The sequence below is a fragment of the Vibrio sp. 1-2 (7-a) genome (genome assembly GCF_013048515.1).
Taxonomy (GTDB): domain Bacteria; phylum Pseudomonadota; class Gammaproteobacteria; order Enterobacterales; family Vibrionaceae; genus Vibrio; species Vibrio diabolicus.
The window spans coordinates 526,334-551,445 of the sequence record NZ_VHSQ01000002.1 but is presented as its reverse complement, the minus strand read 5'-3'; the positions used below and the strand labels follow the sequence as shown (position 1 = coordinate 551,445).

Sequence of the window (25,112 nt, the reverse complement as noted above, 5' to 3'; positions counted from 1 at the left end):
AGTTTGCTCAGCCCACCATTTAGGGCTGAGCCTTTTCTATCCATAGTGTTCACCGGCAAAACGCCCAGAACCGTGAGATTTTTTAAATGACCATCGCAACAAATAGTGAAAAGCTTATGAATACTGACGCTAAAGCTATCAGCAAGCCCGGCCTGCGCGAGAAACGTCGCGTAGACTGGAAAGAGCGTATCTTCCACGGCTTGTTCCTAACCAGTGCCGTTATCGGCATCGTCTCATTAGCCGTTATTGCATACTTCATTGTTCGAGAGAGTATCCCAGCATTCCAAGAAGCTGGTGTATCGGGCATCGTTCTTGGACAAAACTGGCTACCGCCTGCACTTTACGGTGTTGCGACAATGATTGTGGCATCTATTGTATCGACGGCAGGTGCGGTAATCGTCGGTGTACCAATTGGTGTGCTGACGGCTATCTTTATTGCCGAAATTGCACCAAAGCGTCTTGCGGATATTATTCGTCCTGCAGTTGAGCTTTTGGCAGGTATCCCGTCTGTGGTTTATGGTTTCTTTGGTTTGGTTATCATCGTACCGCTGATTCAAAACATCTTTAATGTCCCTGCGGGTAACACGATTTTGGCAGGTATCATCGTGCTTGGGGTGATGATTCTACCGACCGTAATCACGGTATCTGAAACGTCTATTCGAGCTGTGCCTCGTGCATACAAAGAAGGCTCTTTGGCACTTGGCGCTTCGAAAATCTACACAATCTTCAAATTGCTCGTTCCAGCGGCTCGTTCAGGGATCATGACGGGTGTGATTTTGGGTATTGGCCGTGCTCTAGGTGAGACAATGGCGATCATCATGGTGATGGGTAATGCACCTGCTATGCCAGAAGGCATTCTAGATTCGGCACGTACGCTAACCGCAAACATCGCGATTGAAATGTCTTACGCAAGTGGTATTCACGCCAACGCTCTTTACGCCACTGGTGTTGTACTTCTGGTCTTCATCATGTCGTTGAACGCTGTACTTCTTTACCTAAACCGAGAAAAAGCGAAGTAATCGCTCGTTAAAGGTGACTATTATGGATCGCGCAAAACTAAAACAAGCTCGCCAGTTCAAAGATAACGTCTTTAACGCTTTGGTTTGGATTTCGGCAGCACTAACGGTAGGTTTTTTGTTCTGGATTATCTGGTACATCCTATCAAATGGTCTACAACACGTAGATTGGAACTTCATTACTGATAACTACACACGTACTGGTGAAGAGCACGGTATCTTCCCGATGATCGTCTCGACCATCTACATGGTTATCGCATCCATCGCGGTAGCGGCGCCACTGGGTATCATGACGGCAATCTACTTAACCGAATACGCGAAAGTCGGTAGCCGATTGGTAAAAATTATCCGATTCTGTACTGAGTCGTTGGCGGGTATCCCGTCGATCATCTTCGGTCTATTCGGTATGACGTTCTTCGTGGCAATTCTTGGTCTGGGCTTCTCGATTCTGTCGGGTGCACTGACTCTAAGTATTCTTATTCTGCCAGTGATCATCCGTACTACGGAAGAAGCACTAATGGCAGTGCCTCAAACGTATCGTGAAGGCTCTTACGGCCTTGGCGCTTCAAAAATTTACACTATCTGGCGTTTGATTCTTCCGAGCGCAATGCCAGGTATCTTAACCTCGGTCATTCTAAGTATTGGTCGTGTCATTGGTGAGTCTGCTCCTGTATTTCTGACAGCAGGCATGGTTGCTCGTATTCCAGATTCTCTGTTGGACTCCGGTCGTACATTAACCGTTCACCTATACAAACTGACTACCGAACTGTTTACCGTTGAAGAATGGAATCAGGCTTACGGTACCGCAACAGTGCTTATCGTGGTTGTTCTTCTGATCAACATGGTAACGAAACTGATTGCTAGACGTTTTAACACCGCAACTTACTAACAACACTAATTAAGAACGCACGTTAAAAGACACGAATTCAAGATTTAAGAGATTAAGAAAATGAACAAATTTGATATTGAAAACCTAGACTTATTCTACGGTGAAAACCAAGCACTGAAATCGATCAACCTACCAATTCCAGTTCGCCAAGTAACGGCGCTTATCGGCCCGTCAGGTTGTGGTAAATCAACGCTTCTACGTTGTTTGAACCGCATGAACGATCTAATCGAAGGCGTGAAAATCACGGGTAAACTGGCGATGGACGGCGAAGACATTTACGGCAACATTGATGTCGCGGATCTTCGCATCAAGGTTGGCATGGTGTTCCAGAAGCCAAACCCATTCCCGATGAGCATCTACGAAAACGTGGCTTACGGCCTACGTGCTCAAGGTATCAAAGACAAGAAACACATTGACGAAGTGGTAGAGCGTTCACTACGCGGCGCAGCACTTTGGGACGAAGTGAAAGATCGTCTGAAGTCACACGCATTTGGTCTATCGGGTGGTCAGCAACAGCGTCTTTGTATCGCACGTACGATCGCGATGGAACCGGATGTGATTCTGATGGATGAACCAACTTCGGCACTTGACCCAATTGCGACACATAAAATCGAAGAATTGATGGAAGAGCTGAAGAAGAACTACACCATCGTTATCGTGACTCACTCAATGCAACAGGCGCGTCGTATCTCTGACCGTACTGCGTTCTTCCTAATGGGTGAACTGGTTGAGCATAACGATACTCAAGTGATCTTCAGTAACCCTCAAGATGACCGTACTCAAGGCTACGTAAATGGTGATTTCGGTTAATTCGCCATATTTACAAGCATAACTAAATAACTATAAGCGATGGTAACTTTGCCCCTCTTTTTGAGGGGCCTTTTTCTTTTCAAGCTGCACATTTATAACACCAACCTATACCAATAATTCTTGCAAGGAAGCACAAATACCCCCCCTTTTTATAGAACATGTAACTTATGTGAAATACGGTTATAAAAGTGCTGAAGAGCTCTCGAATGTGAAACTAAGTCTGATAATTTTGCGAATGACTTAACAGCTCAAATTTGATTGTATTGATTGCATATGATGGCCTAAGTAGTTTTTTATCGAGAATAAAAAAGTAGATTAGGTTGGTAGGGTGAGTTTAAGAAGTTTTACAAGAAAAGTGTCTTCAACGAGGGATCATCGCTTATTAGCGGAGGCGATATTTGATCATTTAGAGAGTTTGTTCTCCCCTCAAGCCTTAGCCATTTTTGAAGATCCTTCAATCAATCCCCGTTATTCTGTGAGTTTCTCTCGCGGGGAGCTTTACCCAATCCAAAGCTATCCTGACAGCTTCTGGGAGTGGGCAAGTCAGTTTGACACTTCTGAAAGCATCATTCCTCTGGCGATCAATACTTGTAACTGGAATCACACCCAAGATTTAGGTGGAGATAGTTACATAATGATGCTCGATAACACGCCTATCAAACGCACCTACCTACTGATTCAATCTGTTCATGCTCGCACGGCACACAATATCTATGAAGAAAGCTATGATGCAATGCAGCTTGCAGCGGCGCGTTGGCAGTGCATTCGCGCCGAGAAAAATGCGTCGCAAGAGATGAGACACAGAGATATTCGTGAAGCGCAATATGTCGATGAAATTAACCAACGCGAGCGCTTTATCGAGAACATGAAGTTAGTTCAGCAAGTTGCTCTCGAGATCTCCAACCCTGATTCCTTAAAAGATTTGTATTACAAAGCCGTCGAAGCGCTACGTCAACGGTTGGGGTTTGATCGCTCCACACTGATGCTTCTAGATATGAAAAAGCGCAGTTTCAGTGGAACATACGGCACGGATGAATCAGGCATCACCATTGATGAGTTCCACACGCAATACGATTTACACCAACTGAGCGAAGAATACATCGCTGCGCTGTCAAGCCTTGAGAGCAACCTAGTGATCGTGGAAGATGCGCCGATATACACAGCTGGTAAAGTGGTTGGGCAGGGGTGGAACGCGATGTTGATTCTACGTGATGGCAATGAGCCATTTGGTTGGTTCGCGCTTGATAACTTTATTCATCGCAAGCCGATAACAGCGTATCAAAAACAGATGTTGGACTCGTTTGGCTCCCTTTTCTCACAAATTTACATTCGAAAGCGCCAAGAGCAGAACGTGCGTATGTTGCATTCAAGCATGGTTGAGCTATCACGCTGTACAACCGTCAGTGATGTATGTAAATCGGCCGTCACTTTTGCCATCAAAAATCTTGGTATTGATCGGATGGCGGTGTTTTTGACCGATGAAAACTGCTCATACATGCAAGGTACTTGGGGGACTGACATTCAAGGCAATGTGGTGGATGAGTCTTATTTCTTTGGTGAGACACAAGACTTTTCGTTGATCAATTTAGCTCGCGCCGTACCTAGTGAAGTTGCATTTGAGGAATCCGTTCCTATTTATCATGACTGTAATATTGTCGGCTTTGGCTGGGCTGCGATGACGGTTTTGACTTCGAACAGCAGCGGGCCCATCGCCTTTATTGCTGTTGATAACTTATTGACGCGCGCGCCGCTGACTTCTCAGCTACGTGAAGTGATTCGTATGTTCGCTTCCAGTCTAGCGGAGGTTTTGCAGCGCACTCAAGCGCAAGAGGCGATTCGCGGATTAAACGAAAACCTGGAGTTAGAAGTACAAAACCGAACCAAAGAGTTGGAAGAAGCCAACCGACAGCTTGAGGTGCTTTCTAAACTTGACCCTCTGACACGTCTTGGCAATCGCCGTATGTTAGAACATGTGATGCAGAAATATTGCGCGCTAGAGTGTGAGGAAGCGATGTCCTTTGGTCTTATCCTGATTGATATTGATCACTTTGGGTTATTTAACAATCACTATGGCCATCTCGAAGGGGATATCGCACTAATGCGCGTGGGTCATATCTTGGATCATCATACCAAAGGTGAAGACGAGGTTTTCTGTCGCATTGGTGGAGAAGAGTTTGTGTTACTAATGATCGGCTCTGATCAAGAGGCGGTAAAGCAGAGAGCAGAACGTATTCGTCAATGCATTGAAGATGAAGGCATCAAACACCAACACAACCCAGAAGGTGAGCTGCTCACCGTGTCAGTCGGTTATTCTTGTTACAAAACGAAAGGCAAAGACTTTAATTTCGACCATCTTTACCAGTTGTCGGATAAGGCTCTCTATCAAGCGAAGAGTCATGGTCGAAATTGCGTAAGGCGATATGAGTACGAGCATCAAGCTTTTGTTGAATAAGTGATGCTCATAACATCAAAGTTACTGAGACAGTTTGGTTGATTTTTAGATAAAACTGCTAAAGTGAGTTTGGTCCGCACAAGAAAAATGGCAGCTCACTTGAGCTGCCATTTTTCTTTATAGTTTTTCTAGCTGGTGGTCGGTTTTCGTTACGTTTGCTTTGCCAAGGTTTTGAATTTTTGCCAGTAGCGAGTCTGGACGCCAAGGTTGTTGATTGGCACTAAAACGCGCTTGGTTCATGGCGTCAAGCTCTTGTTTTACGGCTTGCGCATCACCAGGGCTTAACCTGTCTCGGTGAGTGTTTAGATACTCGTTTACTGAGCGTTCAATTTTAGCAGCGTCCCCTTCATTGATGACTTTTTTCAACGCATCAACGCAAAGAGGTTGCTCGGTATTCGAAACCGTTTTACTCGCCGTCATAGGACGCTTCTTCCATGCCCAAATCGCGACTCCTAACGTCGCCACCCAAAGTCCAGCGAAAACAAAGGTCAGGGTTTGCCAGAGACTGCTCACTCCACCGTTTGGTTCGGGACTGATGGATGACTCAGGTGGTGTTGGCAGAGGCGACTCCGGCAACGTGATAAGCCCGGTGTCACTTTGCTCTATTTCTAATTGTAGCTCTGGTAACGTCGCTTTTTTCGCTTCATCATTTTGGCTGTCCCACCAGTTCAAATGGTATCCCGGCAAGGTATATGACCCAGCCTCAGTGGGGATAATGACTTGCTTCACTGTCATGATAACGGTGCCATCTCTCGCGCTGTCGAATTGAGGCTGTTCTGGGTAGACCCGCAGCGAACTTGGATAATCAATACTTACTCGTGGAAGGTATTCGGCTTGTGTTCCGCGAGCTTTAATTTGAATGGTTCGAGTGAGTGAAGAGCCCTGTTTGACAGTGTTGAGCGCATTAACCGACAGTGGATTACCTTGATCGTCTTGCCAGCTCTGCGTCATTTCTAACGCTGAAGCTGGAAGCCATTCCCCTTCAAATTCACTTGGAATTGGTTTTACCTCGATAGGCATTTGCTCAGCTTTGGTGTTGATTGGCATGATCTTGGTAGAGCCCGTCAAGCTGTCGCCATAAATGTAAGAGCCTGTCAGTCTAGGACCTATCAAGGTGTAAGTACCCGGCTGATTCGCCGTTAAGCGAAACGACTGTTCAATGACCGCTACTTCTAATCCATTTAAGATCTTTTGTCCCTGCTGTAAGCCACCAATAGCTTCAAGCTTCATGCCTTCAATCTGTGGAGGCACAATTTGTGGGTTATCAAGACGGCGGGTATCTGCTTTGATCAAAAGCTGCATACGTAATGTCGCAGATTGCTGAGGGTACAGCGTGCTGTTGTCGACACTGATATTAAAGCTAAATAGGTCATCGAGATTGGGTTCAGCTTGGCTTGCGGTGACACGAAGCTTTATTGGCTCCGTTCTCATACCATCTGCGGAAAAGCTCGGAATAGTCAGAACACCTTCTTTCATCGGCGCAATCGAGATACTCCACTCAGTACGTACAGATTTTCTTCCGTTAATGTTATTGCTGGAGCGCCCATAACGAGGTTGACCCAAGAAAAAGTCGTTCTCAAGTACATTAAAGTCAATTGCATCTGAGCTGAGCTCAGTATCTGCCATGATTCTGAGGTTGATCACTTCATTCTTAGCAACTTGTGTTTTATTGACGCTTGCTTGAAGCGTCTGTGCCATCACCGAGAAGCTGGATAATAGGCTGGCCACAAGAATAAAGATCAGTTGTACGCCTTTGTTCATCACGGGCTTACCACTCCTTTTGAGATTGTTGTGGAGGTTGTTTTTGTTGAGCTTGAAGCTGCATTTGTGCACGAATCAAAAAGCTTGGATCGCGAGCGCTTTCGACTGCTTCTAGACGACGGAATTCAGGATCATTCCGATGCGTGTTTTTTGGCTGCACTTGAGCCTGCATTGGTTCACCTTGTTCCTGAGCCTGCTTTTCACCTCGTTTTGGTCGATGTTGCTCTATTTTTTGCTTTTCTGTTTTATTTTCAGATTCTTGCTGATTTTGTGACTGTTGTCCTTGCTCTTCCTTCTCACCGTTTTGAGACTTTTGTTGCTGTTGCTGTTGCTGTTGCTGTTGCTGTTGCTGTTGCTGTTGCTGTTGCTGTTGCTGTTGCTGTTGCTGTTGCTGTTGCTGTTGCTGTTGCTGTTGCTGTTGCTGTTGCTGTTGCTGTTGCTGTTTCAGCTTCTGTTCCACAACCGACAAGTTTTTCTTTGCAGCTTCAAAGTTGGGCTTTTCTTCAAGCAGTTTTTTATAAAGCTCTGCTGCTTCTTCTAATTGACCATTTTGCGCCAGAGAGTTGGCAAGGTTATAGCGGCCGTTAGGAGAGGCGTCATGAGAAAATGCTTCGATAGCGGCTTCGTAGTCACCTTTTTGGTAACTGGTGGCTCCTTTCCAGCTTGGGTTTGTAAATAGGTTTTGCGCCTGTTCATACTCACCTTGCTTGTAGAGTTCCGCTCCTCGTTGGTCGGCATTTAAGAACGGATTTGCTTCGGCGTGTTGTGTCCAAGTCATCGGTATTATTGTTGCCACAAACATCCAAATCAGGCCGCGTCGGAACAGTAAAGCTGCAGGCAGAAGTAACAGCGGAAGCAACCAAAAGCCACCGTTTAAGCGAGAGTCAGTGCTCACTTCTTCACTCTGCTTGGCCGAAAGTTGACTGCCAACGTTGTTCGTAAAGGCTGAAATGTTCTCAACATCGCGATTGGTGTGCTGAATAGGAACAAAAATTCCACCTGTTTTCTTTGCTAGTATTTGTAAATTCTTCAGATTTGTTTTCGCTACGACTGTTGTGCCTTGTGCAGTTTTTAAAAGAGAACCATCGGGTAGGGCGATGGGAGCGCCATTAGCGGTTCCTACTGCGAGAACTGAGATGCGAATGTTTTTACCTTCGACCAAATTCAACGTCCGAGACAGTTCTGACTCATCAAGGTCATCAGCTAACACGATGATGTCGCCTTGTTGCACACCTGCTTGAGAGAACTGGTTGAGCGCTAATTCAATTGCGGAAGGCAGGTTTGCCCCTTGAAAAGGCATTAGCTCTGGTGACAAATTCTCGATAATGCCGGCAAGCGTACTGGAATCAGTCGTCAGTGGACTTAAGTTATAGGCATCGCCAGCGTAAGCAATAAGACCCGTAGCCCCTTCTTTCCATTTAGGAAGTAAGTCCAGCGCCTTATAACGTGTTTGCGCGAGTCGATTAGGCTTGATGTCCGTAGCGAACATCGAGCGAGACATATCAAGCACTAAAATGCGGTTTTGGTTTAACTCAAAGCTTGGGCGAGCGTTGGATTGCCAGCTTGGTCCCGCTAGCGCAATACAGGCAACCGCCCAAGCTACGCCCCAGAGAATAAAATAGTGTTTGGACTGCGTATTTTGTCCGAGCACTTTAGCTAGGTGGGGGGCAATCAGTGTCGATTTTTTTGCTCTAAATTTGTGATTGAGCAAGAGCGCAATAGGGATTGCGATGAGCCCCCAAAGCCAAGAAGGGTTAAGGAAAATAAACTCAGCCATGCTTTCTCCTCAGTAGGAATAACAATACCGACAGTACGAATGCAGCGCTTAATGGGTATGGGAACCATTCTGACTGCGGACGCCAAGTTTGCGTGTCGCTTGACACGGGCTCGAGCTGGTTGATGGTGTCGTAGATCTTTTCGAGCTGATCAGTATCTCGCGCCCGAAAATATTGTCCACCAGTCATCTCTGCCACTTTAGTTAGTGTTTGCTCATCCAAGTCGGCTGCGGTGTTAACCTTGCGAGTCATGAAAAACTCTTTCACCATCATTTCACCAGCACCTATGCCTACGGTGTAAATGGTCGCATTGTATTTTTTTGCGATTTCCGCTGCTTCGAGCGGTTCGAGCACACCGGCGGTATTGCTGCCGTCACTAAGCAAAATCATGACTCGTTGCGGAGCATCACTGTCTACAAAGGTTTTCGTGCCTAGACCAATGCCATCACCAATGGCGGTTCGTTGACCAACCAAGCCGATGACGGTTTGATTAATCTGCTGCATGACGGTTTTACGGTCTGCAGTGAGTGGCGTTTGCAAATACGCGTGATCGCCAAACAAAACAACCCCGAGACGGTCACCTTTTCTTTTTGCCACGAAATCCGATAGAACTTTTTTGACAGCGGTGAGGCGGTCAATGTATTCGCCGTTGAGCTCCATGTCTTCTTGCTGCATCGAGCCAGATAGGTCGACGACTAACATCAAGTCCCGATATTTGGGTTGGAACTCAACTGGATCACCAAACCAAACTGGACGCGCACAAGCAATGATAAGAAGAACCCAGATCGCCATTGATAGTGATTTTTGCAGGGCTTGCCTAGGCTTGCTGCCATTCTCATTAGTTGGTAAGTACGCCAATTTGATCTCGGCTTGTTGAGACTCTTGTGGCAGGAGCTTGTATACCAGCCAGGGGACAGGCAGCAAAAATAGTGCCCACCACCAGACAAATTCAATGTTTAGCCATTGGGCAAGTTCGGTTATGAGTGTTTGCTCAGTCACGGTTATTTGCCTTTTTCTTTGGTGGCAAAGCGTGAGTTATCCAAAAGACACAATCATCGACCAAGCTTTGATGATTTTCTTGAGAGGATTTCTGATACAGCGCTTCTTGCCACTGATGTTGTTTGTCTACGAATCGAGTTTCTTTGGTATGGCTATCGAGAAACTCATACCAAGCGATTCCAGTTAATGGTGCGATTTCTTCACGCGGAAAGTAACTCAATGCCGCCTGACGCAATATTTCTAGAGCAGAGGAAGGGGTATGAGGTGTGACAGATTGAGTTAAAAGTTTTAAGGCTGCCTTTTGCGCGCGTAGGCGTTTTTTACGCCATTTCGTATAAAGATAAATGCTGAAAACGAAAAGTACGGTGGCCGCAAGCACTGCCCACCATCCCCAAGCGAGCGGAAACCAATCCGGAGCGTTTGGTAAAATCAGAGGTTCAAGGTCTAGGCTTTGGTTGTTTGTTGTCATTATTATTACTGCTTAATAAATGCTGCTTGTACAGTTTGTTAGCTTAATTGTGAAATCAAGGGCCAACCACTTGATAGCGTGTTAAATGGAATCGCCATCGAATGGCATTGCTGTTTAATGGTTTCTTGGTGTTGAGTAAAGTGTGTTTCGAGTTCCTTTCTTTGGCCCTTGGAGCCAAAGTTGAACCATTGACTACGTTGTCCATCCGAGGCTTTTACTTGACCTCTAAAGTTTGTTTCACCTCTTTCTAAAGGATCATAAAACTGAATAGCTCTCACACTGTTGTGCTGTTTTAGTCGACGTAACTGCGTCAACTCTGCCGCGTTTATGTGGGCAAAGTCGCTGAGCATAATCAGTTCGCTGCCCTTAGGTGTCAGTGTATGAAGTGTTTCTAACACCTGAGTATACGGCAGTGTACGAGCCTCGTTGTTGGCAGTACGAGCCACCTGCGCGTTATGTGTATCGACGATAGCATTAAGAATCCGCAGCCCCTGTTTTTGTAGAGAGGAAGGGCGAAACTCAAAACATTGATGTCCATCGTCAATCACCGCACCGATGCGATCCTTTTTAGCCAAAGTGAGCCAAATCAACACGCTGGCAAAGTGGGCCAATTGAACCGACTTCAGCATATACTTAGACCCAAAATGCAGGCTAGAACTCAGGTCAAGGTAAAGAATCACAGCTTGCTCTTTGTCTTCTGCAAATAACTTTGTGTGCGCTTTCCCTGTACGAGCAGTTACCCGCCAATCAATACTGCGGATATCATCGCCAGGTTGGTATTGGCGTACTTCCATAAAATCCATGCCTCGCCCTTTTTGGCGGCTGGTATGGTTACCGCTCATTTGCGACCAGATACTTTGTGCTGGTGGCAACCAACGTACAGATTGAGTGCGGTATTGCAGCAGCTCTTCAAGGGTTAATGTCACCCCATTCGCATGAGGTGGCAGTGGATGCGTTGTGGACATATCACTCCCTCGTCTTATGCACTGCCAACGAGGTTTAGCAGCTTATCAATGACTTGGTTTGCCGTAATGCCTTCCGCTTGAGCGTGGTAACTCAGTAATAAACGGTGGCGCAAAACCGGATAAGCCATGGTTTGAACATCTTCTGGGGACACAAAATCACGACCTGCAAGCCAAGCGTGCGCACGGGCACAACGATCCAGAGCGATGGTGGCACGCGGACTAACGCCCATTGACAACCACTTATCCAGCTCAGTGTCATATTCGCTGGCTCGACGTGTTGCCATAACTAAACGGACGATGTACTGCTCTATCGTTTCTGCCATATGAATATCCAACACTTCTTTACGCGCAGTGAATATATCTTGTTGGCTTAACATTGGGCGCTCGACGGTAGTTTCGCCTTTTGCTTCACCGCGGTTAATACGCAAGATAGATAGCTCATGTTCCGCATCTGGGTATTCCACTTCTAAATGTAATAAAAAGCGATCTAGCTGCGCTTCAGGTAGTGGATAAGTCCCTTCTTGTTCAATCGGATTTTGAGTCGCCATGACCAAAAACAACTCTGGCAACGGGTAGGTATGACGACCTGCTGTTACTTGTTTCTCTGCCATTGCTTCAAGCATCGCCGCTTGTACTTTGGCCGGTGCACGGTTTATCTCATCCGCAAGAATAAGAGAATTGAAGATAGGACCAGATTGGAAAGTGAACTCTCCGGTTTCAGGGCGGAAGATATCAGTGCCGGTTAAATCGGCTGGCAGCAAGTCAGGGGTAAACTGAATTCGGTGGAAGTCTCCTTCAACACAATCTGAGAGCGATTTTACTGCACGGGTTTTTGCCAGCCCAGGAGGGCCCTCAACCAAAATATGTCCATCTGCTAAAAGGGCAACAAGCAGTTGTTTAACTAGATCTTGCTGACCAATGATCTGCGACTCTAGGTATTGCTGAAGAGTTTCGAAGTTAGATTTATGCATGCTTTGGACTCTCGATATCCATTTGATTTTTGTGTTGAGTATTGGTCATTTTCCAGATGGAAAAAGTTCCAATGCGCTTTCGCAATTTATCTTTTCAATATTGGGACTCTGCAGAGAATTGCAAGTACTTGCTATCACTGAAAGTTCTTATCTGACAGAGCGTTACATTTATTTTTCATAATATAGTGAGAAATGCCTCTAGTTTTGTATATGTGAGCCGATAAAGTTTCTGTGATGTGCGTGTCATGAGATATGCACCAGATTCCCCTTATGGGGCCAATAACAAGTGATTCTTTTAAAAGGTCCGAATATGTTGAAACTTCATTCCTTGAGCATCAAACAGAAGGTTGTACTTGGTATTACGTTTGCTGTTTTAGCATCAACAATTATCGTTGGTGTTATGGCTCAGCGTCATGCAAGAGATGTGTTGAGCCACCGTCTTATTGATATCGAACTACCTGCGATGCTGCAGCAAATCAATACAGAAATTGACCGCGAAGTTGTAGAGATGCAACAAGCCGCAAAACAGCTCGCAACAAACGAGTTTATTGTCGAAGCCCTATCTAATACAGACCGCGACCCGTCGGTAGAAGTTCAGTTAGTTCAGCAGCTCAATAACGTTAAATCCCAGTACGGACTTAATGATGCGTCGGTAGCCAATCGTCAAACGGCATATTACTGGAATCAAAACGGGTTTTTGCGTCAGCTGAATCGAACTCAAGATGCTTGGTTCTTTGGCTTTACGTCTTCTGGTCAAGAAACGTCAGTGAGCGTTTTCCAAGAGGCAAACGGCGAAGTAAAAATGTTTGCCAACTACCAAGACTTAAATGGTACATCAATGTCAGGTCTTTCAAAGTCGATGGACGACATGGTTGCGCTGCTCAATGGGTTTAAAATTGAAGATACGGGTTATGTGTTCCTCACTAACGAACAGGGTGAGATTCAAATACATCGTCAACAAGGTAAAAACCAAACTTCTATCACCAAGCTATTTGGTAGTGATGCGAGTGCACTGCTGAATAAAAACAGCTTCAATTTGATTAATGTGGACTTTGAAGGGCAGGACACGTTTGTTTCCAGTTTGTATGTTCCTTCAATGAACTGGTTTGTCATTGGTGTAGTTCCTGTCGATGAAGTCTTCGCGGACCTAAATGCTACTGCGCAAAAAATGCTGTTTACGACCATCATTGTTGCCGTTGTATTCATCCTTATGGGCGTATGGTTGGCAAATAGTATTACTAAACCAATTCGACTGATTGCTGATCGTTTTACCGATCTTGGGCAAGGTGAAGGCGACTTGGCGCAGCGCATTGAAATTCAGGGTAATGATGAAATTGCTCAGCTTTCAAAAGGCTTCAACGGATTTATTGAGAAGATCCACGCCACAATGAAAGAAGTTGCTTTAACCAGTGGCTCATTAAGTCAAGCGGCAGAAAGTGTTTCGACGAAAGCAACATCCACACATGACAACAGCCAAGAGCAACGTGATCAAACCATTCAAGTTGTTGCGGCGATTAACCAGATGGGTGCGACCATCAGCGAAATTGCATCGAACGCGGCTACTGCTGCTGATACGGCAAATCAGGCTTCTGATAATACTCAAACGGGTCGTGAAGTGGTTATGAAAGCCAAAGAGGTGATTAGCCGCCTAGCTGATGACGTAGAAACGACCAATATTGTCGTCACGCAGCTGGCATCGACAACTAAAGATATTGGCTCGATTCTGGGCGTAATTCGTGACATATCAGAACAAACCAACTTGCTTGCGTTGAACGCCGCGATTGAGGCTGCACGTGCTGGAGAGCAAGGTCGTGGTTTTGCGGTGGTTGCTGACGAAGTCAGAAACCTAGCGTCACGCACAGCTGACTCAACAGAAGAGATCCAACGGATGATCAACCAACTTCAAAGTGACGCACAAGACGCAGTAAGTGCGATGGAAGCGGGTAAAGCGGTCACTATTGAAGGGGTCGCTTCAACCGATGAAGCCGTGGAAGTGTTAGTCAATATTTCTGAGCGAATTACAGACATCTCTGATCGTAATACGCAAGTTGCGACGGCGACGGAAGAGCAATCCACAGTGGTGCATACCATTAACCAAAACATTGAAGAAATCAACGCGATCAATGAAATGACAACGGCAACGGCAGAAGAGCTGGCGGATGCAAGTCGTGATCTTCAAGCGCTCTCTTCACGTCTGGACAAGATGGTTGGTAGCTTCAAGCTATAGAGTTGGATAGAATAGCCGAAGTTTAAAAGTTCACTAACTAAATTTAGGGAAGTACTATGAATGACTTCGAAAAAGAACTAGAGCAGATTTCTCAGGAAGCCGCTCAGGAGCCAGAAGTAAAACTGCCGTCGCTAGAAGAGCAAAAAGCGATCGTCGCTGAGCTAAAAAAGCTGGAAGCAGAAGGTAAGTTGACGCCAGAAGTGTTAGAGCAACACTTTGGTAAATTTAACCAAAAAAACTCTGTTCCAGTTCACTAAGCTAGGGTGAGGTTTCGGTTCTAACGGGCGCGACAAAATCACCAACTCAAATACAAAAAAGGGAGTGTATGCTCCCTTTTTTAATGCCTGAAAAATGCTAATACCTCTTACATACTTGCCACTTAAAAATTATTGACACTTCAATGAGTTATTAATTAGTACTAGTTATTTTCATACTTGACAATACTACTGCTCTATCTAAATCTATTGCGTATTTCAATAAAAGCGACCAAGGGAATGCGATCAGGATGGAGCAACAAAAAACAAGAAATGTCATTTTAATCACGGAGGGCAGTCTGCAGTCATCTCTGCTGAAAGATGTATTGGAGACCAAACTCGGTATTAGTGTTGCTCTAATCACACCAGACTCTCTTATTAAAGGAGCGTTAGATTTGCCTTTAGCGTCAGCCATTGTTGTTGATTGCAGCGTGATCACTGATGAAATATTTCGGCGTTATTCGGAATTTAAAGAATCGCAACAGAAAGATACGCTCGAAATCTTAATTAATTGTGATCAATCCATTTCGACTGAAGATCTTTTTGCTTGGCGTACTCTAGCAGGTATTTTCTATACCTCTGATGATATAAAAACGCTGCAAGTTGGGATTGGTAAGGTGCTTCAGGGGGATATGTGGTTCAGCCGTAAGTTTTCTCAGCAATACATTACTCACCTTCGTCGCCACTGCAAACCTATAAATAAGAATGTTCCCGCTATTTTGACCAAACGAGAGCAACAAATAATTACCTTTCTCTCTATGGGGGCTTCCAATCAACAAATTGCCGAACAACTATTTGTGAGCGAGAATACGGTAAAGACTCATTTACACAATATTTTCAAGAAGATTGAAGTAAAAAATAGAGTCCAAGCACTTATTTGGGCGAAAGAAAATATTTCGGATAACTCGTTAACAGTGTAATCTCCTTGAAATATTACGTTATTTAATTTAGTGAATTCTTAATCATTGCTGTGACCTAAATGTGTTAAAAGTGTTTCTTTTATGAGAAACACTTTTTTTGATTCTCTTTTTAATAACTTTGGAATTTAAAAAAGTAGCAAATAACTTTACTCTGTGGACTAGCACTTACATATCACACTAAGTGCGGACGATTAACGACTAATTTAAGAATGTTAAGTCACTGAAAGTATGAGAAACATTATGGAACAGTATATGGAAAAGCCTGAAGTCCTAATGCTCACTCAACAAAGTTTACAGAGTGAAAACTTTAAGGAAATGCTTTCTAAAAATATAGAAACTAAAATAACGATCATAGATACTAAAAACCCTAGTTATCACGAACTCATTCCGGAACGCTACTTTTTGCTTGTTGATTTTTCAGTTGAGATTCCATCCGAAACTTTAGTTTATTTAAAAGATAGTAATAAAGTGCTAGGAACCATAATGCTTAATTTAGGTTATGACTTAGACACAGAAGAACTCGCCTCATGGCCGCATGTAAAGGGTATATTCGGTCCGGGAGACTCCATGGACAGGGTGTGTCAGGGGTTAAAAGCAATAATAAAAGGAGATAATTGGCTGTCTCGAAGATTACTGGATCAGCTGGTTAATTATTATCGAGGAAAAGAAGCGAATAGCATTATTGAGCCTGCTATCGAGGTTGAGCTTACTCGGCGTGAAATTCAAGTTTTAAAAATGTTGAAAGAAGGAGGTTCAAATATGGAAATTGCTGATTCTTTATTTATCAGTGAGCATACTATTAAATCACATCTATACAATATTTTTAGAAAGTTAGAAGTAAAGAACCGTACGCAAGCAACAAGTTGGGCTAGGCGAAATCTGTAGTACTAGTATTAACTTACTGTAATAAAAAGAAAATACTCTATAAAGTACTAAGTTTTATATTTATTATTAAAATGTCAGTCTGAAATATCATCCCATATTCAAACTTATTCCTATTCGGTTGACTATTAGACTTCTCATGTCTGTTACAAATCTACTCAGACATAGAATAAAAGGTCTATTCAATTATTAAGACAAGAGGGAATAAAAATGAGCACAAGTGACAATGACACGTATCTAGGCGATGCAGGTGTAAATAACCAATTTGCTGATTTCGATGGCGGCGATGACTTGTTTATTGGTTTTGGTGGTAATGATTCGTTTGTTGGCGGTGGCGGTAACGATTATGTGATCGGCGGCGACGGTGATGATCGCCTAACTGGTGGTGCTGGTGATGACATCCTAAGGGCTGGTACAGGAAACGATTACCTCGGCGGTGGTACAGGTAATGATTTGCTTTTGGGTTTGTTGGGTGACAACAAACTAAATGGCGGCGTCGGTGAAGATATTCTTGTAGCTGGTTCTGGTGATAATGTTCTAGTTGGCGGCAGCAATGGCGATAAGTTTGTGTTCACGGATAAGTTTGGTGGCCATGGTGAAGCAAAAGTTGTGGATTTCACCATTGGTGAAGATTCGTTGCACATTATTAGCGACTCGGTCACAGACTTCGGTGATTTAAGCTTTAGCTATGATGCTGTAGGTAATGCCGTGTTTACCGATGGTGCTGATCTAACCGTGAAACTCATTGGCGTTACCGAAACTGACATCAATACTTACGGTGCGGATTTATTTGCAATCTAAATGACTTAAATCACTCAGAATGGGATTAGTTTGTGTGGCTCTGTCACGCTGAGGTGAACTAACTCGGTCATTCTAGAGTGTATTTGAGACTGTCTTAAGTTAGGTGCTAGCTTTTGCTGGCGCCTACATTTTCAATTTAAACGGAAATAGTCGTGCAAAAAACGGTTTTCAAAGAAGTGAGACAAAAACTATGCACGCTTGCGGGCTTGCTAATCGCTTTTAGCCTTTTTATCAACATACTAGTCCTCTCGATTCCCTTGTACATGCTTCAAGTGTACAACCGAGTGATATCCTCCTATTCAACCGATACTCTACTTTTGCTCACTATTATCGTGATTGTCGCGTTACTAACCATGTCGATTATTGATATCGCTCGCGCGCAAATGAGTAAATCATTTGGTTATTGGATGGACACCAAACTGTCCACTTTTATGCTTAAGCGCAGCATTCAATACCAATCGCACACAGGGAAGAGTTACACCTCGCAAACGCTGCGAGATATTCAGAACATCAAAAGCTTTTTGAGCAGCCAAGCACCCTATCCACTATTGGATGCGCCTTGGACACCGCTGTTTATTTTGTTCGTATATTTATTGCACCCAGTATTGGGTCACATCGCGTTACTCGGGTCTATCGTATTGTTTAGTCTCGGGCTACTCAATGAGCTAATGACGCGTAAAACCATGCAAGAAAGTGAAGTTAGGGCGATCTCTCATATCAACAACGCCGAGCTAGCCACGCAAAATGCCAATTCAATTCTTGCGATGGGGATGATGAACGCGTTTTTAGAGAAATGGCAGTCGCGCGTGAATGAAGTCAATGTGCTCGAAGAGCGAGTGGCAGGTAAGTCCATTTACATGGCTAACTTTTCTAAGTTTGTACGTGGTTCACTACAGATCTTTTTGTTGGGAGGCGGAGCATGGTTAGTGATCCAACATGAGATTACTGCGGGAGCGATGATCGCGAGTTCCATTTTAATGAGTCGGGCACTCTCGCCGATGGAGCAGGCGATTGGAACATGGCGAAGTGCTATGTCTGCTAAAGGCGCGTATAAACGACTAAAAGAAATCGACGCAATCGTGCGCCAAGATGAATCGAATATGCCACTGCCAAAGCCAAAAGGGCACTATGAACTTACTGGACTTGCTTATCGCCATCCTGGCACAGCAGAGCCTGTACTCTCATCGATCAACTTATCTATGCCTCCCGGAGTCGCTGTCGGAGTTATTGGCCCTTCTGGTACTGGTAAATCGACGTTTGCTCGGTTGTTATTAGGTACGATCAAGCCATTAGCAGGTAAGGTTACGCTTGATGGTATGGAAGTGTCTACTTGGGCATCGGAAGATCGCGGCGCCCATTTTGGTTATCTCGCTCAAGAAGTAGAGTTGTTTCCTGGCACAATTCGGGAGAACATCGCGCGCTTCAAAGAAGAAGACCCCGCTAAAGTCATTAAGGCGGCGCAACTAGCAGGATGTCATGAATTAATACTCAAGAAAAACAAAGGCTATGATTTCGTTATTGGCGAAAATGGCCGTGGTTTATCTGGAGGAGAAAGGCAGAGAATCGCACTTGCAAGAGCCGTTTATGGCGATCCATCTATTGTGATTTTCGATGAAGCTAATGCCAACCTTGATGGTGAAGGAGAGGCTGCATATCAACGTTTGATTGCCCATTTAAAGGCGCAAGGATCAACGATTATCGTCATTGCCCATAATCCGAGTACATTACGACAAATGGATAGATTGCTGTATTTGGCTGAAGGTCGAGTCAAATTATACGGTGATAAAGATGAAGTATTAAAACGCTTGATGGGCGAAGAAAGAACAGATATTCCAAGGGTAAGAAATGAGCAATCAACTGCCAGCCGTTAATCAGCATCCGTCTGAAACCGTTTATCGTTTTAGTCCGCAAGCGAAACTAAGCTTTCGAAAGCCAATTTTACTTGGTGTGGTGACGCTAAGTGTTTTTCTTGGCGGTCTAGGCTACTGGGCTGCGACAGCGAAATTAGAGAGTGCTGCGATTGCTTATGGCGATTTGTCTGTTCTCACTAAGCGCCAAGAAATTCAACATCTAGAAGGCGGCATTATTGAAAAGCTGTACGTGCAGGAGGGGGACTTAGTTGAAAAAGGTCAATTATTAATTCAACTCTCTAAGCGACAAGCTATGGCGAAGTTGGATTCATTAAGTGGTCAGTTTATTCATACTCTAGCGAAGGAAAACCGTCTAAGTGCAGAACTAGATGAATTGCCAACGATCGTATGGTCTGATGATCTTGAAAGTATTCCTCGCGTCGATATCGTCCAAGAAGCTCAACTGGTTCAAAACAAGATCTTTGAAGCGAGAAAGCGATTCTTTGATAGTAAGCTGAGCATCATTGAGCAGAGTATTTCTGGGGCAAATTTGGAGCTGGAAAACCTCCAGCAAACCAAAGTAATTGAGAGAGAAAGACTCAATTTTATCGCCGAAGAAATAGACAGTAACCAAGCTCTAGTTCAAAAAGGCTTTTCGGGTAAATCCACCTTGCTTCAACTCAAACGTCTTGCGGCGGAAGTGCGGAGTACCTTAAGTCAGTTAGATAGACAATCACTCACAGTAAGCAAAAGGTTGGATGAAAACCAAGCGCAAATTGAAGAGTTGAAGCTTGAAAGACTGAATGAGATTGTCGAGGAGCTACGAAACACCAAAAAGGAAATCGTCGCCATTCGTGAAGAGTATCGCTCAGCACAAGATATTGTAGCGAGAACAACCATCAATGCACCTATTGCAGGCCGTGTGGTCAACATGCAGGTGTTTACTGAAAAAGGTGTGATTGGTTCGGGTGAAACGCTATTGGAGTTGGTTCCTCAAGACGATAAGTTGTTAGTCGAGGCTCGCGTGAATCCTCAGGATATCGATCTAGTTAACCCAGGTCAGCAGGCGCATGTTCGTCTGACCGCTCTGAATGCTAGAACGTTGGCACCATTAGACGGCACGGTGTTAACGATTTCTGCGGATAAGCTTTCACAAGAAAACCAAGAGGATTTTTACCTCGCTAGAATTGCAATTTCGCAAGAAGATGTAGCCAAACACCGCTTAACTTCAGGAATGAACGCGGAAGTGCTTATTTTATCTGAACCGCGAACGCCTTTAAGTTATTTAATAAAGCCAATCACTGAAAGCATGAATCGCGCCTTTAGAGAGGAGTAATCTCAAAAGTACTTGAGTGAACACGGACAACTGACAAAATAATTTGTTATGGTTACCCGTTACTAGGCCGTATTTTAATTCTAAGGGAGCCGTGGAATGGAGAAAGTGCAGTCGGTCGTCGATTTTCTTCTCACTCATAAACTGATTTTTACCGCACTGATCTTTGTGATTATGTGGTTAATTCGTCGTACGATTTTATCGATGATTCGTGGTGATCATGCCTTTCTTTCTGAAGATCAGCGCAGCTGGATGTCCAGAACTAAGAACGGCACCTTTGCCGTTACATTACTGATTTTATTTATTTTATGGCAATCAGAAATAAACGAGTTTGCTCTAAGTGTCACGGCGATAGCGGTTGCCATTGTTGTGGCATCCAAAGAGATAATTTTGTGTTTTACAGGCTCGATTCAAAGAGCAAGCTCACGTTCTTTTCGTGTCGGTGACTGGATTGAGGTCGGTAAACTGTGCGGCGAAGTGATCGAGCACAATATGATGGCGACGGTGATTCAAGAGATCGACCTGCACCATGGGCAATATCACTACACCGGAAAAACCGCGACCTTACCCAATAGTATGTTTTTTACTTACCCAGTAAAGAACCTCAATTTTATGAAGCGCTACGTCTACCACAATTTCTCTATCGTGGTGAAAGACTTCGTTAATTTGTATCCTCTGTTACCAATCTTGACCGACAAGATTGAAGAGCATTGTAGCTACTTCAGTGATGTTGCACATCGCTACAATGCGATGATTGAAAAACACGCTGGGGTCGATCTTCCCGGTGCAGAGCCACATATGCATATTTCTAGCAATATCAATGGTGAGCAGATTTTGCATGTTATGATTTTCTGCCCGACCGATAAAGCTAACCACTTGGAGCATTTGATTCGTAAAGACTTTATGGAACTTTATGAGCAGCGCTTTCCTGTGGTGATTGAAAAATAGAGAAGTGTCGTACGCTAGTTAAAACAAACCCCGCTATCAAACATAGCGGGGTTTGTTTTTCTAACGGTATTTCCAGCTCTAACTATATTCCCTGAATACTTAGCTGAATTTACTTTTCAGCATTAAAAACAGAAAGTAAGTACTGCCTAAAATAGCGACCAATGTGCCAGCTGCCACCTGACTTGGATAAATAGCGATTTGTCCCAGCCAATCTGCCCACAACATTAGGGTTGCACCAATTAAGGCTCCGACACTTAGTTGCTCTTTCACTTTTCTTGCTCCTAACATCATCGCCATATGGGGAGCGACCAAGCCAACAAAAGATATCGGACCAACTGTAGCGGTAGAAAAGGCGCATAATAAAGCAACGATGGTGAGCATTAGCGTATTGGCTACGGTGGGGTTAAGTCCTCGTGCATTTGAGAATTGTCGTCCGATGGAAATTAATGTTAGCCAGCGAGAAATCGCGAATACAGCGGTAAGCAGAACCATTATTGCCAAACATAGCATCAGTGCGGTGTCGGCTGTGACTCGATAAATTGAACCAGTTAGCCACAATAAAATTTTGTAACTGTCACCAGAACCTTGAGCTAGCGAAAATTGAACAAGGGCTTCTAATAGTGCCGTTAGTGCGATGCCGGACAACACGAAGTTAGATGGATTAAAATGGCTTCGTTTACCGATAATCAGCAATAACATCAATACGGACATACTTCCGAAAAAAGCGATCCCCCAGTTAAATGCGGAGAGAAGTGACCCAGCGATGACTCCTGTCGTAATAATGGCAAACGTGGCTCCGGAAGACACACCGAGAATATCGGGACTTGCCAGAGGGTTGTAAACAATGCGTTGCAAAATGATTCCGGCAACGGATAGCGCAATACCGACAGAAAGTGCGGTTAGCATTCGCGGCCAGCGTAATTGCCATTGGAACTCCCCTGGCACGGACCATTGGATCCCGTTTATACCATGGGTAACGAATGAGTAAACCAGAACCCCGACGATGCTCATTATCACTATGCTACAAACTGCGCGCTTAGAAAGCGCCGTTTTTCCTTGGCTCATTGAAAGGTTAAGTTGATCGGTTGCCGTCAGCTTTTTACGAGTAAACCAAATTAAAGCGGGAGCGCCAATAGCTGCAGCCGCTACGCCGCTAGGAATGGTTTCCTCTAACCATAAGCTTAGCGAGATGGCGGCAGAGTCGGTGATGATTAATAGCATTGCGCCCATTAGCATGCTGCTGATCAATTCGTCACGTGGCGTTCTTGCCCCCATCGCTCTGGCAATATTGGGTGTCAGTAATCCGATGAAGCTGATAATGCCAACTGCGGTGATTGAGGCAGATACCAGCCAAATACCCATCACCATTAACGTGCCAAAAGCAGGTAATACCGCTAAGCCTCGGGCTGCTGCGCCTTCTTGCCCTAGTTTCATTAGAGTCAGAATACGTGGTGCGACGATTAAAATTACGATTGCGATAGCGCAGCGAGGCAATAACCACTCAAACCAATCCCAGCTGTATTGAGAAAGGTCTCCTGCTCCCCACATAAAAATATTCTGTGCAAACTGAGCGTTTAAAATAATAATGGCTGTGGCGATAGAACCGAGCAAGATATTGATCACCATCCCCGAAACGACCAACGGCAAACCTGTCATATTACGCACACCGGCAATTGATACGATCAGGCCAAACGCCACTAAAGCCCCCGCCATTGCGGCTAATGCAGAGTAATCGGCTACCCAATCGACGAACCAAATATTTACCACAACTAATGCAAGCCAAGCCCCAGAAGAGGTGCCAAGAGTCAACGGCGAGGTGAGGTTATTCTGCGTTAACTGCTGCATTAAGCTGCCAGTGAGACCAAGCATGGCACCAACAAGCAGAGTAATACTTAACCTAGGAAGCTGAGCTTGCGTAAAAAATACGTCACGAAATTCGCTCGCTACCTCTGGTTTTGTTAATAATTGCCACTGTTCGAAGAGTGATAAATTAGTGTCAATTTGTAGACTAAAGACGCTAAGTAACGTAATCAGCGCCAGATAACCAATATAATGTTTCGTTCTCATTGCTTTGGTGCCAACTCTATTAGACTGTCGGTAATCGCTTCAGCGGTGTATTGCAAAGACATAGCACCGCCATACGCCCACACTGCTCTGACTGAATTTACCCGCTGCTTCTTTACAAACGGCATCGCTTGCCAAAGTGGCGAATCTTTCAGTTTGCGTTCTTCTGGGAAAGGTTGTACGTAGAGAACGTAGCTGTTGTGAAGGTTTTGAAGTCGATTAATCCGATCTTGCTTTACCCCCCACGCACGCGGAGCCTCTTTAATTGGAGTCTGTAATCCCAGCTTTCTGACCACGTAGTCTGTGGTGGAATTTTCGGTTGCAAGAAACACCGTATTCGGGGTTGAAAAACGCATCACCAGAACACTGAGCGGCTCAGAGTAATAGTGGCTAATTCGCTGGCGCATCTGCGCAAATGAAGCATCTAATTCTGCCAGTTTCTGTTCAGCAAGCGCCTCTTTATTGAATAGCTTGCCGAGCGTACGAAAGTGACGAATTGCCGTTTCAGCTGCGGCCTCACTTTCAGAAAAATTAGGTAAATAGATTACAGGAGCAATTTGTTTGAGTAACGGAATCAAGTCTTGCTGTGGAGACGCAGCAAGGATGACATCTGGTTTCAAACTGGCTATTTTTTCTAAGTTGGGTTCTGCTCGGGTTCCAATATCTTCAATTGACTCTGGTGCAGTTGGATTAACCACCCATTGGCGGTAGCCTGGTAAATTTGGGGCTGCGATTGGTTCTACGTTTAGCGCCAAAACTTGTTCTAAGATGTCCCAGTTTAAGGCAACAACGCGTTGTGGCGCTTGCTCAAAACTATGCTCACCATATTCATCGGTAACGGTGATGACTGCATTTGCATTAGTCATAAAAAATGCCAACAGAAAAGCAGATTGTGTAACCACAGTAAGTAAACGAGCTATTATGCGCATACAACAGCCACCTTTTGGCTCGCCAATGTGTTGGCTGGAGTTGGATGATCAATGAGCTTAATCGGTGACTCATACAACTCAGAAAGGCGCTCCTCATCTAGCAACATGTCGGCGTTGCCTTCGAACGCAATTTGACCTTTCTTGAGCGCAACAATGTGGGTTGCATAGCGCAGTGCTAAGTTCAAATCGTGCAGGATCACGATAATGCCTACGTTCTCGGTTCTATTTAGCTCTGCAAGTAGCGCCATCAGTTGAAATTGATGGTGAACATCGAGCGCGGAGGTCGGTTCGTCTAGGATCAAAATCGGTGATTGTTGAGCCAACAGCATAGACACCCAAGCGCGTTGTCGCTCACCGCCCGATAAATCGTCCGCTAATGCTTGAGCAAACGGAGCTACGCCAGTGAGAGCCATGGCTTCTGCGATGATCTGTTTGTCTTCAGGTTTCCAGCGACCAAGTGCGCCACGCCACGGAAAGCGACCTAAGCGCACTAGCTCTTCTACTGTTAAACCAGCCGAGGAGGGCAGCTTTTGTGGCAAATAGGCGATCTGCTTTGCCAGCTCTTTGGTTTTGAGTGATGAAAGGGAAGTGTCGTTTAATGCTACCGTGCCTTTATCTGGTGACATTTGACCAGAAAGCAGGTTCACCAGTGTCGATTTGCCTGAACCGTTATGGCCCAAAACGACAGTTAGTTCATTCGTTGGGATGTTTAGTTGGTCGATGCCGAGGATCTGACGTCCACCTCGAACGATCTCAATATTAGACAGTTGAAACATGGATGACTCTTAGGAGAAAAC

General features: G+C 44.7%; 21 protein-coding genes. 12 read left to right on the top strand and 9 right to left on the bottom strand.

The genetic code is table 11. The features are described 5' to 3' along the window. Nucleotides 1–86 precede the first annotated feature (86 nt). From pstC to FKN08_RS10090, 4 genes are all read left to right on the top strand, one after another. Complete coding sequence (pstC, locus tag FKN08_RS10105) at nt 87–1,019, top strand: phosphate ABC transporter permease subunit PstC (protein WP_006741921.1); 933 nt, start codon at nt 87–89, stop codon at nt 1,017–1,019. A 22-nt stretch (nt 1,020–1,041) separates the two neighbouring features. After that, on the top strand, nt 1,042–1,905 hold the full coding sequence (gene pstA, locus FKN08_RS10100) for a phosphate ABC transporter permease PstA (protein WP_005397882.1): 864 nt from the start codon (nt 1,042–1,044) through the stop codon (nt 1,903–1,905). A 60-nt stretch (nt 1,906–1,965) separates the two neighbouring features. Next, the gene (gene pstB / locus FKN08_RS10095) at nt 1,966–2,715 is read left to right on the top strand and encodes a phosphate ABC transporter ATP-binding protein PstB (protein WP_005397884.1); all 750 of its coding nucleotides are present in this window, start codon (nt 1,966–1,968) and stop codon (nt 2,713–2,715) included. 328 nt (nt 2,716–3,043) lie between these two features. Next, nucleotides 3,044–5,167, top strand: a complete 2,124-nt coding sequence (locus FKN08_RS10090) for a GGDEF domain-containing protein (RefSeq protein WP_006741920.1) — start codon at nt 3,044–3,046, stop codon at nt 5,165–5,167. A 117-nt stretch (nt 5,168–5,284) separates the two neighbouring features. Here FKN08_RS10090 and FKN08_RS10085 read toward each other — a convergent pair whose 3' ends face one another. The 6 genes from FKN08_RS10085 to FKN08_RS10060 are packed head-to-tail and all read right to left on the bottom strand — an operon-like array spanning nt 5,285 to nt 12,107. After that, entirely contained in the window at nt 5,285–6,931 is a 1,647-nt protein-coding gene (locus tag FKN08_RS10085; RefSeq protein WP_170892023.1) for a BatD family protein, read from the bottom strand. Between the two features lie 4 nt (nt 6,932–6,935). After that, nucleotides 6,936–8,705 (bottom strand): VWA domain-containing protein, encoded by a 1,770-nt coding sequence (locus tag FKN08_RS10080; RefSeq protein WP_170892022.1) that lies wholly within the window; start codon nt 8,703–8,705, stop codon nt 6,936–6,938. Beyond that, nucleotides 8,698–9,702: a VWA domain-containing protein gene (locus tag FKN08_RS10075; RefSeq protein ID WP_047008482.1), complete on the bottom strand. Its 1,005-nt coding sequence runs from the start codon at nt 9,700–9,702 to the stop codon at nt 8,698–8,700. Before FKN08_RS10075 ends, FKN08_RS10080 begins: the two co-directional genes overlap by 8 nt. After that, entirely contained in the window at nt 9,695–10,171 is a 477-nt protein-coding gene (locus FKN08_RS10070; protein WP_047008481.1) for a DUF4381 domain-containing protein, read from the bottom strand. The genes FKN08_RS10075 and FKN08_RS10070 overlap by 8 nt, the downstream gene beginning before the upstream one ends. A 38-nt stretch (nt 10,172–10,209) precedes the next feature. Beyond that, on the bottom strand, nt 10,210–11,136 hold the full coding sequence (locus FKN08_RS10065) for a DUF58 domain-containing protein (RefSeq protein ID WP_104972885.1): 927 nt from the start codon (nt 11,134–11,136) through the stop codon (nt 10,210–10,212). Between the two features lie 14 nt (nt 11,137–11,150). Then, nucleotides 11,151–12,107, bottom strand: coding sequence for a MoxR family ATPase (locus FKN08_RS10060; RefSeq protein ID WP_005392397.1), 957 nt, complete (start codon nt 12,105–12,107; stop codon nt 11,151–11,153). Between the two features lie 310 nt (nt 12,108–12,417). Here FKN08_RS10060 and FKN08_RS10055 point away from each other — a divergent pair, with 310 nt between their 5' ends. From FKN08_RS10055 to FKN08_RS10020, 8 genes are all read left to right on the top strand, one after another. Then, nucleotides 12,418–14,334 (top strand): methyl-accepting chemotaxis protein, encoded by a 1,917-nt coding sequence (locus FKN08_RS10055; protein WP_005392399.1) that lies wholly within the window; start codon nt 12,418–12,420, stop codon nt 14,332–14,334. Nucleotides 14,335–14,390: 56 nt separating this feature from the next. Continuing rightward, nucleotides 14,391–14,591 (top strand): restriction endonuclease subunit S, encoded by a 201-nt coding sequence (locus FKN08_RS10050; RefSeq protein ID WP_005392406.1) that lies wholly within the window; start codon nt 14,391–14,393, stop codon nt 14,589–14,591. A 248-nt stretch (nt 14,592–14,839) separates the two neighbouring features. Beyond that, a complete protein-coding gene (locus FKN08_RS10045; protein WP_074190419.1) occupies nt 14,840–15,508 on the top strand; it encodes a LuxR C-terminal-related transcriptional regulator in 669 nt (222 codons plus the stop codon). 228 nt (nt 15,509–15,736) lie between these two features. Continuing rightward, complete coding sequence (locus FKN08_RS10040) at nt 15,737–16,393, top strand: LuxR C-terminal-related transcriptional regulator (protein WP_170892021.1); 657 nt, start codon at nt 15,737–15,739, stop codon at nt 16,391–16,393. A gap of 207 nt (nt 16,394–16,600) precedes the next feature. After that, nucleotides 16,601–17,191, top strand: a complete 591-nt coding sequence (locus tag FKN08_RS10035) for a calcium-binding protein (RefSeq protein WP_005392412.1) — start codon at nt 16,601–16,603, stop codon at nt 17,189–17,191. A gap of 152 nt (nt 17,192–17,343) precedes the next feature. After that, nucleotides 17,344–19,062 carry a type I secretion system permease/ATPase gene (locus FKN08_RS10030; protein ID WP_104970486.1) on the top strand — a complete coding sequence of 573 codons (1,719 nt, stop codon included), beginning with the start codon at nt 17,344–17,346 and terminating at the stop codon, nt 19,060–19,062. Next, nucleotides 19,037–20,377, top strand: coding sequence for an HlyD family type I secretion periplasmic adaptor subunit (locus FKN08_RS10025; protein WP_047008476.1), 1,341 nt, complete (start codon nt 19,037–19,039; stop codon nt 20,375–20,377). The genes FKN08_RS10030 and FKN08_RS10025 overlap by 26 nt, the downstream gene beginning before the upstream one ends. Before the next feature lie 96 nt (nt 20,378–20,473). Continuing rightward, complete coding sequence (locus tag FKN08_RS10020; RefSeq protein ID WP_170892020.1) at nt 20,474–21,322, top strand: mechanosensitive ion channel family protein; 849 nt, start codon at nt 20,474–20,476, stop codon at nt 21,320–21,322. Between the two features lie 99 nt (nt 21,323–21,421). Here the strand turns inward: FKN08_RS10020 and fhuB are convergent, their stop codons facing one another. The 3 genes from fhuB to FKN08_RS10005 are packed head-to-tail and all read right to left on the bottom strand — an operon-like array spanning nt 21,422 to nt 25,091. Continuing rightward, the gene (gene fhuB, locus FKN08_RS10015; RefSeq protein WP_170892019.1) at nt 21,422–23,389 is read right to left on the bottom strand and encodes a Fe(3+)-hydroxamate ABC transporter permease FhuB; all 1,968 of its coding nucleotides are present in this window, start codon (nt 23,387–23,389) and stop codon (nt 21,422–21,424) included. Next, nucleotides 23,386–24,315 (bottom strand): iron-siderophore ABC transporter substrate-binding protein, encoded by a 930-nt coding sequence (locus FKN08_RS10010; protein WP_170892018.1) that lies wholly within the window; start codon nt 24,313–24,315, stop codon nt 23,386–23,388. Before FKN08_RS10010 ends, fhuB begins: the two co-directional genes overlap by 4 nt. Beyond that, on the bottom strand, nt 24,306–25,091 hold the full coding sequence (locus tag FKN08_RS10005) for an ABC transporter ATP-binding protein (RefSeq protein ID WP_170892017.1): 786 nt from the start codon (nt 25,089–25,091) through the stop codon (nt 24,306–24,308). Before FKN08_RS10005 ends, FKN08_RS10010 begins: the two co-directional genes overlap by 10 nt. Nucleotides 25,092–25,112 lie beyond the last annotated feature (21 nt).